Below are 13,681 nucleotides of genomic sequence, written 5' to 3'. Positions count from 1 at the left end.
CCATGATCGTCCCCCCCTCCACCGATGTGTTGCGCGTGTTGTTCACCCTCAAGGGGTCGATCGTCAAACGCATTGCCCTGCGTTGCCTGATGGTGACACTGCTGGCCGCGCTGATCGTGCTGATCGAGCGGCATTATCCGGCGTATTTCTACCCGGTCAGCGCCACGCCGTTCACCTTGCTGGGCCTGTCGCTGTCGATCTTCATGAGCTTTCGCAACAACGCGTGCTATGACCGTTGGTGGGAGGGGCGCAAGGCCTGGGGCAAACTGATTATCGAAACCCGCTCGTTCGTGCGGGAAAGCGTGGCGATTGCCGACGAAACACTGCGCACCGAACTGCTGCGCAACCTGTGTGGTTTCGCCCATGCACTCAATGCCCGGCTGCGTAACGAGGACGAACGGGCAGCTGCCAGGCCGTGGCTGGCCCGGGCCGATGCGATCAGCCCGCACAATGTGTGCGACGGCATCCTGCGTGAAATCGGCGACCACTGTTCACGGTTGGCCGCACAGCAACAGATCAGCGAATGGCGCTACAACCTGCTGGAACAACGCCTGGCGGGCCTGACCGAAGTGCAAGCCACCTGCGAGCGGATCAAGGGCACACCCTTGCCGTTTCCCTACACCCTGCTGCTGCACCGTACCATCTACATTTTCTGCCTGCTGCTGCCGTTTGCCCTGGCCGAGCCGCTGGGCTGGCTGGCACCGCTGTTCACCACCATCGTGGGGTACACGTTCTTCGGGCTGGATGCGATCGGCAACGAGCTGGAAGACCCGTTCGGGCGCGATGAGAACGACCTGCCGACCGATGCCATGGTGCGGACTGTGGAGCGCGATGTGCTGGCCGGATTGGGGGAACAGCAGCTGCCTCCTGCCTTGTTGCCAGTGGGGTATGTGTTGAGCTGACGGTGGGTGGTTGCCTGTTCTGGCCTCTTCGCGGGTAAACCCGCTCCTACATCGGCAACAGGTGTTTGACGAAGTTGCATGGCCGGTGCCGTGCATCCAGCTGCTCGGCCAGAATACCTTCCCAGGCGGTGCGGCAGGCTCCGGTCGAGCCCGGCAGGCAACATACCAACGTGCGGTTGGACAACCCGGCCAACGCCCGGCTCTGCACGGTCGAGCTGCCAATATCGAGAATCGACAATGCCCGGAACAACTCGCCAAACCCATCGATACGCTTGTCCAGCAGGCACTCGACCGCTTCGGGTGTGCTGTCGCGCCCGGTAAAGCCGGTACCGCCGGTGATCAGCACCACCTGCACCTGTTCATCGGCAATCCAGCTGGCCACCTGAGCGCGGATCTTGTACAGGTCGTCCTTGAGCAGCGCTCGCGCCACCAGCCGGTGACCGACCTCGACCGAGCGGTTGGCCAGCAGCGCGCCGGAAGTATCGTTATCGTAGGTACGGGTGTCGCTGACAGTCAGCACGGCGATGTTCAGCGGTACGAAGACCGCATCAAGTTGGACGCGCACGGTGAAGCTCCTTGAAGGGCATTTTCACCACGCTAGAGGCATACCCCCAGAGGCGTCCAATCGATATGACGTACCGGCCGATCAATGACATCTATCGCAGACGTGGGTTAAGGTCTGCATAACCAGACGCCAGGCACTTCCATGGACATCAAGCAGCTCAAGTTCCTCATCGCCCTCGACCAGACCCGCCACTTCGGCCAGGCGGCGGCGCTGTGCCATATCACCCAGCCGACGCTGTCCATGCGCCTGCGCAACCTGGAAGACGAACTGGACCTGGTGCTGGTCAAGCGGGGCCAGCGCTTCGAAGGTTTCACCGAGGCCGGCGAGCGTATCCTGGCCTGGGCCCGCACCCTGCTCGCTGCCCACGACGGCCTGCAGGCCGAGGCTGCCAGTTGCCGTGGCCAGGTGGTCGGCAGCCTGCGCCTGGGCACGGTGCCGCTGGCCAGTTTCAACCCCATGCACCTGCTGCTGCCCCTGCGCGAAAAATACCCCGAACTGCACTTTCAGCTCAGCTCGCTGAGCTCGGAACAGGTCATCGACGGCCTCAGCCGCAACCAGCTCGACCTGGGTATCTGCTACCTGGACCAGGTCAACACCAGCTTCTTCGAAGTGATCGAACTGGGCACCACCACCATGGGCCTGCTGCACGATACACGGCACTTCCAGTTCGCCAGCGACCGGCTGCGCTGGGACGAGCTCGGCGATATTCCGCTGGGGCTGCTGAGCAAAGGCATGCACTACCGCCAGTCGCTGGACCTGAGCTTCCGCAGCCGTGGTCTGGAGCCCAATGCGGTGCTTGAGAGCGACTCGAGCTTCCAGCTTATCCAGGCCATCAACACCGGCATATGCTGCGCGATCATGCCACTGGACTGCGGCCTGGAAGACCTCAGCGAGCACCTGCGCATCGTACCGGTGGCCGACGCCGCCATCCACAGCCCGGTCGGGCTGCTGCTGCGCCGCAGCGAGCCACGCTCGGCGATTGCCGAGCAATGCTTTGCCGAGGCGCGGGGGCTGTTTCAGGCCACCTGATCGGCGGTAGCCTGGCGGTACTGGCGCGGCGTAAAGCCGGTCAGTTGCTTGAACTGGCGGCTGAAGGCGCTGTGGTCGGTGTAGCCGCAGCGCATCGCCACTTCAGTGATCGGCAGCTCCGAATGCAGCAGGCGATGGGCGTGCTCCAGGCGCGCCTTGTGGATCATCTGCCGGGGCGTGAGGTGGAACACCCGCTTGCAATAGCGCTCCAGCTGGGCCACGGAAATACCGGCGATGCGGGTCAGCTCGCCCATGCTGATCGGCTGGTGAAAATGCTGGCGGATGTGCTCGTCCACTGCGGCCAGGCGCTGGTAGGCGGGGTGGCTGTCAGCGGCTGACTGCAAGTCGACCGAGATGCCGACCAGGCCGATGATTTCGCCGGCAGGGTTGTACAGCGGGCGCTTGTGGGTCAGGCACCAGCCGGGCTCACGGCTGCCGTAGAGGTGCAGCTCCAACTGGTCCTCCAGCACCAGGCCCTCCTTGAGAACACGTCGATCCTGCTCGGTATAGCCGGGGCCAAACTGTGCCGGAAACACCTCGGCACTGGTCTTGCCCAGCAGCGGTTGCAGGCGCTTGAGGCCACAGCGCTGGACCAGTGTGTTGTTGGCCAACGCATAGCGGGCGGCAGAATCCTTGATGAAGATCGCGGCGTTGGGGATGGCGTCGAGCATCGGCAGCAACAGCGATACACCGGCGAGCAGGGCCTCGAGGGTGGCGGGGCGGTGCTGGTCCAGGGACTGGTAGAGGGTTGCCAGGGGGGTGTCGGTCATCTGTCGGTTCTCTGCTGGCTGTGCTGGCCCTTTCGCGGGCTCGCCCGCTCCCACAGGTCCTCCACACATTTCGAATGTCTGCGCCGTACCTGTGGGAGCGGGCATGCCCGCGAAGAGGCCGGCACTATCAACACCCCCCTACAGGCCTTGTGCGGTGTGGCCTACAGCCTATCCATCAGCCCACCCTGACCGCCAGCATTTTTCACAACTGTGCCGATTTCGTCATTCCCTCTGCAGAAAACCATCAAGAACCGCCGCCCCGACCGGTTCACTCTATGCCCCACGCAAGCCGCCCAAGTCCTACAAGAGCGCGGCCCAAAAAGCCGCATCTCGTGACATCAGACCTGCCTATCCAATAACCAACAAAAAGGCGAACCCATGTCAGGCAAATTCAAAAAACAGTTATCACTGCTGGACCTCACCTTCATCGGCCTAGGCGCCATCTTCGGCTCCGGCTGGCTGTTTGCCGCCAGCCACGTCTCGGCCATCGCCGGCCCGGCCGGCATCCTCTCCTGGTTTCTCGGCGGGTTCGCCGTACTGCTGCTAGGCATCGTCTACTGCGAGCTGGGCGCCGCCTTGCCCCGCGCCGGTGGCGTGGTTCGCTACCCGGTGTACTCGCACGGCCCATTGTTGGGCTACCTGATGGGCTTCATCACCCTGATCGCCTTTTCCAGCCTGATCGCCATCGAAGTGGTTGCCTCACGCCAATACGCCGCCGCCTGGTTTCCCGGGCTGACCAAGGCCGGCTCCAGCGACCCGACCGTGCTCGGCTGGCTGGTGCAGTTCGCCTTGCTGGGGCTGTTCTTCTTCCTCAACTACCGCAGCGTGAAAACCTTCGCCAAGGCCAACAACCTGGTCAGCGTGTTCAAGTTCATCGTGCCGCTGCTGGTGATCGGCGTGCTGTTCACCTTCTTCAAACCGGAAAACTTCGAGGTCCAGGGCTTTGCCCCGTTCGGCCTGTCCGGGGTGGAAATGGCGGTATCCGCCGGTGGCATCATCTTCGCCTACCTGGGCCTGACGCCGATCATATCGGTGGCCAGCGAGGTGAAGAACCCGCAGCGCACCATCCCGATTGCGCTGATTCTTTCGGTGTTGCTGTCCACCGCGATCTACGCCTTGCTGCAACTGGCCTTCCTCGGCAGCGTGCCGACCGAAATGTTGGCCAACGGCTGGGCCAGTGTGACCAAGGAACTGGCCCTGCCCTACCGTGACATCGCCCTGGCCCTGGGTGTGGGCTGGCTCGCCTACCTGGTGGTGGCCGACGCAGTGATCTCGCCAAGCGGCTGCGGCAACATCTACATGAACGCCACCCCGCGCGTGATCTATGGCTGGGCGCAGACCGGCACCTTCTTCAAGTACTTCACCCGCATCGATGCAGAGTCCGGCATCCCGCGCCCGGCCCTGTGGCTGACGTTCGGCCTGTCGGTGTTCTGGACCCTGCCGTTCCCGTCGTGGGAAGCGCTGATCAACGTGGTATCCGCCGCTCTGGTACTGAGCTACGCCGTGGCCCCGGTCAGTGTTGCCGCCCTGCGCCGCAATGCACCACACATGCCGCGCCCGTTCCGGGTCAAGGGCATGGCTGTGCTCGGCCCGCTGTCGTTCATCATCGCTGCGCTGATCGTGTACTGGTCGGGCTGGAACACCGTGTCGTGGCTGCTGGCCCTGCAGATCGTGATGTTCGTGCTGTACCTGCTGTGCAGCCGTTTCGTACCCACCCAGCACCTGTCGCTGGCCCAGCAAGTTCGCTCGTCGGCGTGGCTGATCGGCTTCTACGCGCTGACCATCCTGCTGTCGTGGCTGGGTAGCTTCGGTGGCCTGGGCGTCATCGGCCACCCATTCGACACCGTGGTCGTGGCGGCCTGCGCACTGGGCATCTACTACTGGGGCGCCGCCACGGGTGTGCCTGCCCACCTGGTGCGCCTGGAAGGCGACGACGAAAGCGAAGCCTGCGCTGAAACCTATACCGGCCGCCCTGCTGCCGTCGCTTCCTGATCTTTTACGCAAGGGACAAGCCCATGAAACAGATTCACGTCATAGATTCCCACACGGGTGGCGAACCGACCCGCCTGGTGATGAAGGGCTTTCCGCAACTGCACGGCCGCAGCATGGCCGAACAGCGCGACGAACTGCGCGAGCTGCACGACCCATGGCGCCGTGCCTGCCTGCTGGAGCCACGCGGCAACGATGTGCTGGTCGGCGCGCTGTACTGCCCGCCGGTATCGGCCGACGCTACCTGCGGGGTGATCTTCTTCAACAACGCCGGCTACCTGAACATGTGCGGTCACGGCACCATCGGCCTGGTCGCCTCGCTACAGCACCTGGGCCTGATCACACCGGGTGTGCACAAGATCGACACGCCAGTCGGCCAGGTCAGCGCCACCTTGCATGACGACGGCGCCATCACCATCGGCAACGTGCCCTCCTACCGCTACCGCCAACAGGTTGCGGTGGACGTGCCCGGCCATGGCGTGGTGCACGGCGACATCGCCTGGGGCGGCAACTGGTTCTTCCTCGTTGCCGAACACGGCCAGCGCATCGAGCTGGATAACCGCGAGGTGTTGACCGAGTACACCTGGGCCATGCTCAAGGCCCTGGAAGCCCAGGGCATCACCGGCGAAAACGGCGCGCCCATCGACCACATCGAACTGTTCGCCGACGACCCCAACGCCGACAGCCGCAACTTCGTGATGTGCCCCGGCAAGGCCTACGACCGCTCGCCGTGCGGCACAGGCACCAGCGCCAAGCTGGCCTGCCTGGCCGCCGACGGCAAGCTTGCCGAAGGCCAGACCTGGGTGCAGGCCAGCATCACCGGCAGCCAGTTTCACGGCCGTTACGAGCGCGACGGCGAGCGTATTCGACCGTTCATCACCGGCCGTGCCCACATGACCGCCGACAGCACCCTGCTGATCGACGAACAGGACCCGTTCGCCTGGGGCATCTGACCCCGGTCTTTTCCCGACTGAACTTTGCCAGGAGTGACAACAATGAATGACAACATCTTCACCGGCACCATGCCCGCCCTGATGACCCCGTGCACCGCCGAGCGCAAACCGGACTTCGACGCCTTGGTGCGCAAGGGCCGCCAACTGATCGAAGCCGGCATGAGCGCGGTGGTGTACTGCGGCTCGATGGGTGACTGGCCGCTGCTGACCGAGGCCGAGCGCCAGGAAGGCGTGGCGCGCCTGGTGGCGGCCGGTATCCCGACCATCGTCGGCACGGGCGCAGTCAACACCCGTGAGGCAGTGTCGCATGCCGCCCACGCCGCCAAGGTCGGTGCCGCCGGCCTGATGGTCATCCCTCGCGTGCTCAGCCGCGGCGCCTCGCTGATCGCCCAGAAGCACCATTTCTCGGCGATCCTCGCTGCCGCACCGAAACTGCCGGCGGTGATCTACAACAGCCCTTACTACGGCTTTGCCACCCGCGCCGACCTGTTCTTCGAACTGCGCAGCCAGTTCCCCAACCTGATCGGCTTCAAGGAGTTCGGCGGTGGCGCCGACCTGCGCTACGCCGCCGAGCACATCACCTCCAAGGATGACGATGTCACCCTGATGGTCGGTGTCGACACCCAGGTGGTGCATGGCTTCGTCAACTGCAACGCCACCGGCGCCATCACCGGCATCGGCAATGCGCTGCCGCGCGAAGTGCTGCAACTGGTGAGCCTGAGCAAACAGGCCGCCAAAGGCGACGCCCGTGCCCGCCGCCTGGCGCGCGAGCTGGAAGCGGCGTTGGCGGTACTGTCGTCGTTCGATGAAGGCTGCGACCTGGTTTTGTATTACAAGCACTTGATGGTGCTCAACGGCGACACCGAGTACAGCCTGCACTTCAACGAGACCGACGTCCTGACCGACGCTCAGCGCAACTATGCCGAACAGCAGTACGCGCTGTTCCGCAGCTGGTACGCCAGCTGGTCGGCTGAGCAGAACATCGCCTGAGCAGCCACTGCTCTCCCTGTGGGAGCGGGCGTGCCCGCGAATCAGGCGACCCGGTGCATGGCACCGGCTTTGCCGGTGTTCGCGGGTGAACCCGCTCCTACAGGGGTCGTAATCCCCCCCGTGCATCTGCATTAGATTTCCAAGGAGGCTCCATGACCCTCACAGGCAACCTGCTGATCGGCCAGAGGCCGGTAACCGGCAGCCGCGAGGCCATCCGCGCGATCGACCCGGCCACCGGCCAGGCGCTGGAACCGGCCTACCTCGGCGGCACAGGCGAACACGTGGCCCAGGCCTGCGCGCTGGCCTGGGCGGCATTCGATGCCTACCGCGAAACCTCGCTCGAACAACGAGCAGAGTTCCTTGAAACCATCGCCACACAGATCGAGGCCCTCGGCGATGCCCTGATCGACCGCGCCGTGGCCGAAACCGGCCTGCCCAAGGCGCGCATTCAGGGCGAGCGTGGCCGTACCTGCACCCAACTACGCATCTTTGCCCGCACAGTGCGGGCCGGCGAATGGCTGGACGTGCGGGTCGACAGCGCCCTGCCTGAGCGCCAGCCCCTCCCCCGCGCTGATTTGCGCCAGCGCCAGGTGGCCCTGGGGCCAGTCGCCGTGTTCGGCGCCAGCAATTTCCCGCTGGCCTTCTCGGTGGCCGGTGGTGACACCGCGTCGGCACTGGCCGCTGGCTGCCCCGTGGTGGTCAAGGCCCACAGTGCCCACCCCGGCACCAGTGAGCTGGTCGGCCAGGCAGTGGCGCAAGCGGTGAAGCAGTGCGGCTTACCGGAGGGTGTGTTCTCGCTGCTTTATGGCTCGGGCCGTGAAGTGGGCATTGCCCTGGTCAGCGACCCACGTATCAAGGCCGTTGGTTTCACCGGCTCGCGCAGCGGTGGCATGGCGTTGTGCCAAGCCGCCCAGGCGCGCCCGGAGCCCATCCCGGTGTATGCCGAAATGAGTTCGATCAACCCGGTGTTCCTGTTCGACGCCGCCCTGCAAGCCCGTGCCGAAGCACTGGCACAAGGTTTCGTCGCCTCGCTGACCCAGGGCGCCGGCCAGTTCTGCACCAACCCTGGCCTGGTAATCGCCCGGCAGGGGGCGGCACTGCAGCGGTTCATCACTGCAGCCGCCGGTTACGTGCAGCAGGCCCCCGCCCAAACCATGCTCACCCCAGGCATTTTCAGTGCCTACCAGGCCGGTATCGCAGCCCTGGCAGACAACTCCTGTGCCCAAACCATCGCCAGTGGCCAAACCGATCAGGGCCCCAACCAGTGCCAGGCACAGCTGTTCGTGACCCAGGCCGAAACGTTTCTCGCCGACCCGGCGTTGCAGGCTGAAGTGTTCGGTGCAGCATCGCTGGTGGTTGCCTGCAGCGACGATGAGCAGGTCCGCCAGGTAGCCGAACATCTGGAAGGTCAGCTGACCGCCACCCTGCAACTGGACGAGGCCGACATCGACAGCGCTCGCGCCCTGCTCCCCACCCTTGAGCGCAAGGCCGGGCGCATTCTGGTCAATGGCTGGCCAACGGGCGTCGAGGTGTGCGATGCCATGGTCCACGGCGGGCCGTTCCCGGCCACTTCCGATGCCCGTACCACCTCGGTGGGCACGGCGGCGATCCTGCGATTCCTGCGCCCGGTTTGCTATCAGGACGTCCCCGATGCGCTGCTGCCGCAGGCATTGAAACACGGCAACCCGCTGCAACTGCGGCGCCTGCTTGATGGTAAACGGGAAGACTGAGCATGGTCGAAACCGCTGAAACCGATATCGCCGTGGTGGGCGCCGGCATTGTCGGCGTCGCCTGTGCCCTGCAACTGGCCCGCCAGGGCCATCGGGTAACCCTGGTCGACCGCCAGGCGCCCGGCCTGGGCGCGTCCTTCGGCAATGCCGGGCACCTGGCAACCGAGCAAGTGTTCCCGATTGCCGACCTGTCGATCCTCAAGCGCCTGCCTCGCATGCTGCTCGATCCGATGGGCCCGCTGCGCCTGGACTGGAAGTACCTGCCCAAGGCCATGCCGTGGTTCACCCGGCTGCTGCTCAACCTGCGCCCGGCGCCGTTCCAGCGCAGCGTGGCGGGCATCCGCACGCTGAACGAAGGCAGCCTGGGCGCCTGGCAACGGCTGTTGGGCTCGATCGGGCGCAGCGAGTTGTTTCAAGAGGATGGTTCGTTGCTGGTGTTCGAGAAGCCTGAGTCACGCCAGGCGTTGGAGGCGTTGCGCACACGCATGCAACAGCAGGCGGTGCCGGTGGACTTCTGGTCGGCCGAAACCGTGCGCGAAGCAGCGCCGCAACTCAGCCCGTCACTGTTGGGCGGGCTGTTTTTCCCGCGCACGGGGCACTTCATCGACCCTTATCGGGTGGTGTGCGAATTGTTCGAGGCGGCCAAGGCCTGCGGGGTGCGCTTTGTCCAGGCGCAGGTCGATGGCGGGCATTTGCACAGTGCCGGCGTGAGCCTTGCCAGCGACCGGGGCACGCTCAAAGCCCGCCAGGTGCTTGTCAGCTGTGGCGCCCATTCTGCGAAACTGACCGCCGCGCTGACAGGCAAGCGGGTGCCGCTGGACACCGAACGCGGCTACCACCTGATGTTGCCGGGTGAGCACCAGCGCCTGCCGTTTGCAGTCACCTCGCTTGAGCGCAAGTTCATCATGACGCCCATGGCCGAAGGCTTGCGCCTGGCTGGCACAGTGGAGTTTGCCGGGCTAAAGGCACCGCCGAGCATGCAACGGGCTTGGCAGTTGCACCGGTTGAGCAAGGGGTTGTTCCGGCACGACTTGAGCGTCGAAGGGGCAACGCCGTGGATGGGTTTCAGGCCTTCGTTGCCAGACTCATTGCCCGTGATCGACAGGGTGTGCGATGGGCGGGTGCTGTTGGCGTTTGGGCATCAGCACCTGGGGTTGACCCAGGCGGCGGTGACGGCGGAATGGGTGGGGCGGTTGGCTGAGCAGGCTGGTGGGCCTGAGATGAGTGCATACCGACTGGATCGGTTTTAGCCTTTACCGGCCTCTTCGCGGGCAAGCCCGCTCCCACAGAGAGGGTGCAGTATCTGTCACCTGTGGTGTCTCTGTGGGGTCGGGCTTGCCCGCGAATGGGCTGCAAAGCAGCCCCTCCAAGCCTCAGCGGTAACGCTCGAGCCAGTGCGCATAAGGCGCCGGCAAGGTCCAGGAGGCTTTTTCCACCCCCAGCTCCTTGGCCGCAAAGTAAGCCCAGTGCGGGTCGGCCAGGTGCGCGCGCCCTACCGAAACCAGATCCAGCTGGTTGGCCTGCAATGCGGCCTCCGCCAACTGCGGCGTACCAAAGCCCCACGCCGACGTCACGGGCAGCTTCGCTTCGCGGCGCACGCGCTCGGCAATCGGCCCCATGAACGCTGGCCCCCAGGGGATGTGGGTGTCGGGAATGGTGAAGCCGACACTCACGCTCAGCAGGTCGAGCCCACCGGCCTTGAAGCGGCGGGCCAGTTCGATCGACTCTTCCAGGGTCTGCTCATCGCGGCCATCGTATTCCAACACACCAAAGCGCGCGGTCAGCGGCAGGTTCTCCGGCCACACTTCGCGCACGGCGGCCAGTGTTTCCAGCAGGAAGCGGCTGCGGTTGTCGAAGCTGCCACCGTAGGCATCGGTGCGCTTGTTGGAGTGCTCGGAGAAGAAGCTCTGGCCCAGGTAGCCATGGGCGAAATGCAGTTCTATCCACTCGAAGCCGGCATCACGCGCACGGCGGGCGGCATCGACGAAGTCCTGCTTGACCCGGGCGATATCGTCCAGCGTCATTTCGCGTGGCACTTTCGGCAGATGCGCGCCAAAGGCAATCGCAGACGGGGCAATGGTCTCCCAGCCGCGCGCGTCGTCGGCGGCAATGTGGTCGTCACCCTCCCACGGGCGGTTGGCGCTGGCCTTGCGCCCGGCGTGGGCGATCTGGATACCCGGCACCGAACCGGCAGCCTTGATGGCCTGCACCACCGGTACGAACGCCTGAGCGTGGGCATCGCTCCAGATACCGGCGCAACCGGGGGTGATACGCCCTTCCGGCGCCACAGCAGTGGCTTCGACCACCAGCAAGCCGGCACCACCACGGGCCAGGCCGGCCAGGTGTACGTGGTGCCAGTCGTTGATCATGCCGTCTTCGGCCATGTACTGGCACATCGGCGGAATGGCGATACGGTTACGCAGGGTGACGTCTTTGAGGGTGTAGGGTTCGAACAGTGCGGACATGGGAAACTCCGGGTTCAGTTGAATACTGTTGTTCGATCATAATCGAACTATGGCAATTAATGAAACCCCCGTTATCATGTCAACCATGCGAGCCTATAAACATCCCAACCCCGAAGACCTCATCCTTGAACGCCTGCTCTATGCGCTCAGCGACCCCGTTCGCCTGGAAATCGTCCGCCACCTGGCCGGTGTGGCCGAGGCCAGCTGTGGCGAGCTGGACGGAGGCCGGCCGAAGTCGAGCATGTCCCACCACTTCCGTGTGTTGCGTGATGCAGGGCTGGTGCAAACCCGCAATGTGGGGACTACCCATATGAATTCGCTGCGTAGCGAGATGCTGGGCGAGCGGTTTCCCGGGCTGCTGGAGTGCATACTGCGCCAGCAGTGATACCTGTGCAGGCCTCTTCGCGGGTGAACCCGCTCCTACCAGGGATGGCGATAAGCCTGAGGGTTGCGCTGGGCTTGGCAACAAAAAAGCCACGAGGTCTCCCCCGTGGCTTTCTTTCACAACAATGGCCGATTACAGCGCCATGTCGTTCTCAGGCTTGCTCTCGACCGGCTTGCTTGCCGCGCCACCGAATTCAACGCTGGCGTCGATCACCGGCGGTTTACCCAGTTGCAGCACTTCAGCGGTGTAGTTCCACTCTTTCTGGGTGGCCGCTGCCGAATCGTTCAGCTTGGTGCCGTAGCTCGGCACGATTTCCTTGATCTTGGCCTGCCACTCTGGGGTAGCGACCTTCTCCTTGAACACCGTTTCCAGCACGTGCAGCATGATCGGCGCAGCGGTCGAAGCACCCGGCGATGCACCCAGCAGGCCCGCGATGGTGCGGTCTTCGGACGCCACCACTTCAGTGCCCAGCTTCAGCACGCCGCCCTTCTCGGCATCACGTTTGATGATTTGCACACGCTGGCCGGCCTGCCACAGGCGCCATTCTTCTTTCTTGGCGTTCGGGAAGTAGGTGCGCAGGGCTTCGAAGCGGTCATCGTCAGACAGCATCAGCTGGCCAGCGAGGTACTCGACCAGTGGGTACTGGTCGATACCGACTTTGGTCATCGGCCACACGTTGTGGGTGGTGGTGCTGCTCAGCAGGTCCAGGTACGAGCCGTTCTTCAGGAACTTGGTCGAGAAGGTAGCGAACGGGCCAAACAGGATGACGCGCTTGCCGTCCAGCACACGGGTGTCCAGGTGCGGGACCGACATGGGTGGCGCACCGGTCGAGGCGATACCGTAGGCCTTGGCCATGTGCTGCATGGCCACGGTCGGGTTCTCGGTCACCAGGAACGAACCGCCCACCGGGAAGCCTGCGTATTCCTTGGCTTCCGGAATACCCGACTTCTGCAGCAGCTTCAGCGCGCCGCCGCCGGCACCGATGAACAGGAACTTGGCGTCGGTGGCCGACTCGGTACCGTCCTTCAGGTTCTTGTACTCGACGTGCCAGGAGCCGTCCTTGTTGCGGGTGATGTCCTGCACTTCGCTGGACAGCTTCAGGTCGAAGCCTTTCTGGGTCTGCAGGTGGCCAACGAACTGGCGGGTGATCTCACCAAAGTTGACGTCGGTACCGATCGGCGTCCAGGTCACGGCCAGCTTCTGGTTCGGGTCGCGGCCCTCCATCATCAGCGGGACCCACTTGGCGATCTGCGCGTGGTCCTCGGAGTACTGCATCGGACGGAACAGCGGGCTGGCCTGCAGTGCGTCGTAGCGCTTCTTGAGGAACTTGATGTTGTCATCGCCCCACACGAAGCTCATGTGCGGGGTGGTGTTGATGAACGAGTGCGGGTTCTTCAATACGCCCTGGCGTACTTGCCACGACCAGAACTGGCGGGAAATCTGGAAGGCTTCGTTGATTTCGATGGCCTTGGAGATGTTGACGTTGCCGTCTTTGTCTTCCGGGGTGTAGTTCAGCTCGGCCAGCGCGGAGTGGCCGGTACCGGCGTTGTTCCAGCCGTTGGAGCTTTCTTCGGCCACGCCATCCAGGCGCTCGACCATTTCCATCGACCAGCTTGGCTCCAGCTCGTGCAGCCACACGGCCAGAGTGGAGCTCATGATGCCGCCGCCGACCAGCAGCACGTCTACTTTCTTGGTTTCTGCAGCATGCGCTTGCATGACGCTTGCAGCGACCGCCAGACCCAGCAAGGTCTTGCCAGCTTTCTTGAACATTGATCAATTCCAGTCAGGAGAACAGAGTGAGGGCCTGTGGCTGGCCCCGGTAAAGCGTGTTCTTCAGCGCAGGCTTTTTGTTGATCATTGTTCAGCAGCCAGAGAACCAGAAAACGGCTCGGCCTTTGGTCGA

Annotated in this window: 12 protein-coding genes; 8 read left to right on the top strand and 4 right to left on the bottom strand. The window is 64.1% G+C overall.

Features of this window, described 5'->3' with window-relative positions; all coding sequences use genetic code 11:
- Positions 1-2 precede the first annotated feature (2 nt).
- Positions 3-902 carry a bestrophin family protein gene (locus V7787_RS15435; protein ID WP_064491358.1) on the top strand — a complete coding sequence of 300 codons (900 nt, stop codon included), beginning with the start codon at positions 3-5 and terminating at the stop codon, positions 900-902.
- 46 nt (positions 903-948) lie between these two features.
- Here V7787_RS15435 and moaB read toward each other — a convergent pair whose 3' ends face one another.
- Positions 949-1,467, bottom strand: a complete 519-nt coding sequence (moaB, locus tag V7787_RS15430) for a molybdenum cofactor biosynthesis protein B (RefSeq protein ID WP_003254698.1) — start codon at positions 1,465-1,467, stop codon at positions 949-951.
- A 141-nt stretch (positions 1,468-1,608) separates the two neighbouring features.
- On the opposite strand from moaB, the gene V7787_RS15425 reads away from it, so the two are divergent.
- Positions 1,609-2,496 carry a LysR family transcriptional regulator gene (locus V7787_RS15425; RefSeq protein ID WP_003254701.1) on the top strand — a complete coding sequence of 296 codons (888 nt, stop codon included), beginning with the start codon at positions 1,609-1,611 and terminating at the stop codon, positions 2,494-2,496.
- On the opposite strand, the gene V7787_RS15420 is transcribed toward V7787_RS15425, so the two are convergent.
- The gene (locus tag V7787_RS15420; RefSeq protein WP_064491359.1) at positions 2,484-3,266 is read right to left on the bottom strand and encodes an AraC family transcriptional regulator; all 783 of its coding nucleotides are present in this window, start codon (positions 3,264-3,266) and stop codon (positions 2,484-2,486) included. The genes V7787_RS15425 and V7787_RS15420 overlap by 13 nt on opposite strands.
- 378 nt (positions 3,267-3,644) lie before the next feature.
- Between V7787_RS15420 and V7787_RS15415 the strand changes: the two genes are divergently transcribed.
- The 5 genes from V7787_RS15415 (at position 3,645) to V7787_RS15395 (ending at position 10,178) form a co-directional block, all read left to right on the top strand.
- Positions 3,645-5,258: an APC family permease gene (locus V7787_RS15415; RefSeq protein WP_064491360.1), complete on the top strand. Its 1,614-nt coding sequence runs from the start codon at positions 3,645-3,647 to the stop codon at positions 5,256-5,258.
- A gap of 23 nt (positions 5,259-5,281) precedes the next feature.
- Positions 5,282-6,208 carry a 4-hydroxyproline epimerase gene (locus V7787_RS15410; RefSeq protein WP_064491361.1) on the top strand — a complete coding sequence of 309 codons (927 nt, stop codon included), beginning with the start codon at positions 5,282-5,284 and terminating at the stop codon, positions 6,206-6,208.
- 42 nt (positions 6,209-6,250) lie between these two features.
- The gene (locus V7787_RS15405; RefSeq protein ID WP_064491362.1) at positions 6,251-7,198 is read left to right on the top strand and encodes a dihydrodipicolinate synthase family protein; all 948 of its coding nucleotides are present in this window, start codon (positions 6,251-6,253) and stop codon (positions 7,196-7,198) included.
- 152 nt (positions 7,199-7,350) lie between these two features.
- Positions 7,351-8,928, top strand: a complete 1,578-nt coding sequence (locus V7787_RS15400) for an aldehyde dehydrogenase (NADP(+)) (protein WP_064491363.1) — start codon at positions 7,351-7,353, stop codon at positions 8,926-8,928.
- A 2-nt stretch (positions 8,929-8,930) separates the two neighbouring features.
- The gene (locus V7787_RS15395; RefSeq protein ID WP_064491364.1) at positions 8,931-10,178 is read left to right on the top strand and encodes an NAD(P)/FAD-dependent oxidoreductase; all 1,248 of its coding nucleotides are present in this window, start codon (positions 8,931-8,933) and stop codon (positions 10,176-10,178) included.
- A gap of 123 nt (positions 10,179-10,301) precedes the next feature.
- Here V7787_RS15395 and xenA read toward each other — a convergent pair whose 3' ends face one another.
- Complete coding sequence (xenA, locus tag V7787_RS15390; protein ID WP_014755670.1) at positions 10,302-11,393, bottom strand: xenobiotic reductase XenA; 1,092 nt, start codon at positions 11,391-11,393, stop codon at positions 10,302-10,304.
- Positions 11,394-11,442: 49 nt separating this feature from the next.
- Here xenA and V7787_RS15385 point away from each other — a divergent pair, with 49 nt between their 5' ends.
- Positions 11,443-11,778: an ArsR/SmtB family transcription factor gene (locus tag V7787_RS15385; RefSeq protein WP_020193084.1), complete on the top strand. Its 336-nt coding sequence runs from the start codon at positions 11,443-11,445 to the stop codon at positions 11,776-11,778.
- A gap of 132 nt (positions 11,779-11,910) precedes the next feature.
- On the opposite strand, the gene mqo is transcribed toward V7787_RS15385, so the two are convergent.
- Positions 11,911-13,548 carry a malate dehydrogenase (quinone) gene (mqo, locus tag V7787_RS15380; RefSeq protein WP_064491365.1) on the bottom strand — a complete coding sequence of 546 codons (1,638 nt, stop codon included), beginning with the start codon at positions 13,546-13,548 and terminating at the stop codon, positions 11,911-11,913.
- Between the last annotated feature and the right edge of the window lie 133 nt (positions 13,549-13,681).

Source organism: Pseudomonas sp. CGJS7 (assembly GCF_036961695.1).
This window is presented reverse-complemented; position numbering and strand designations above follow the sequence as displayed.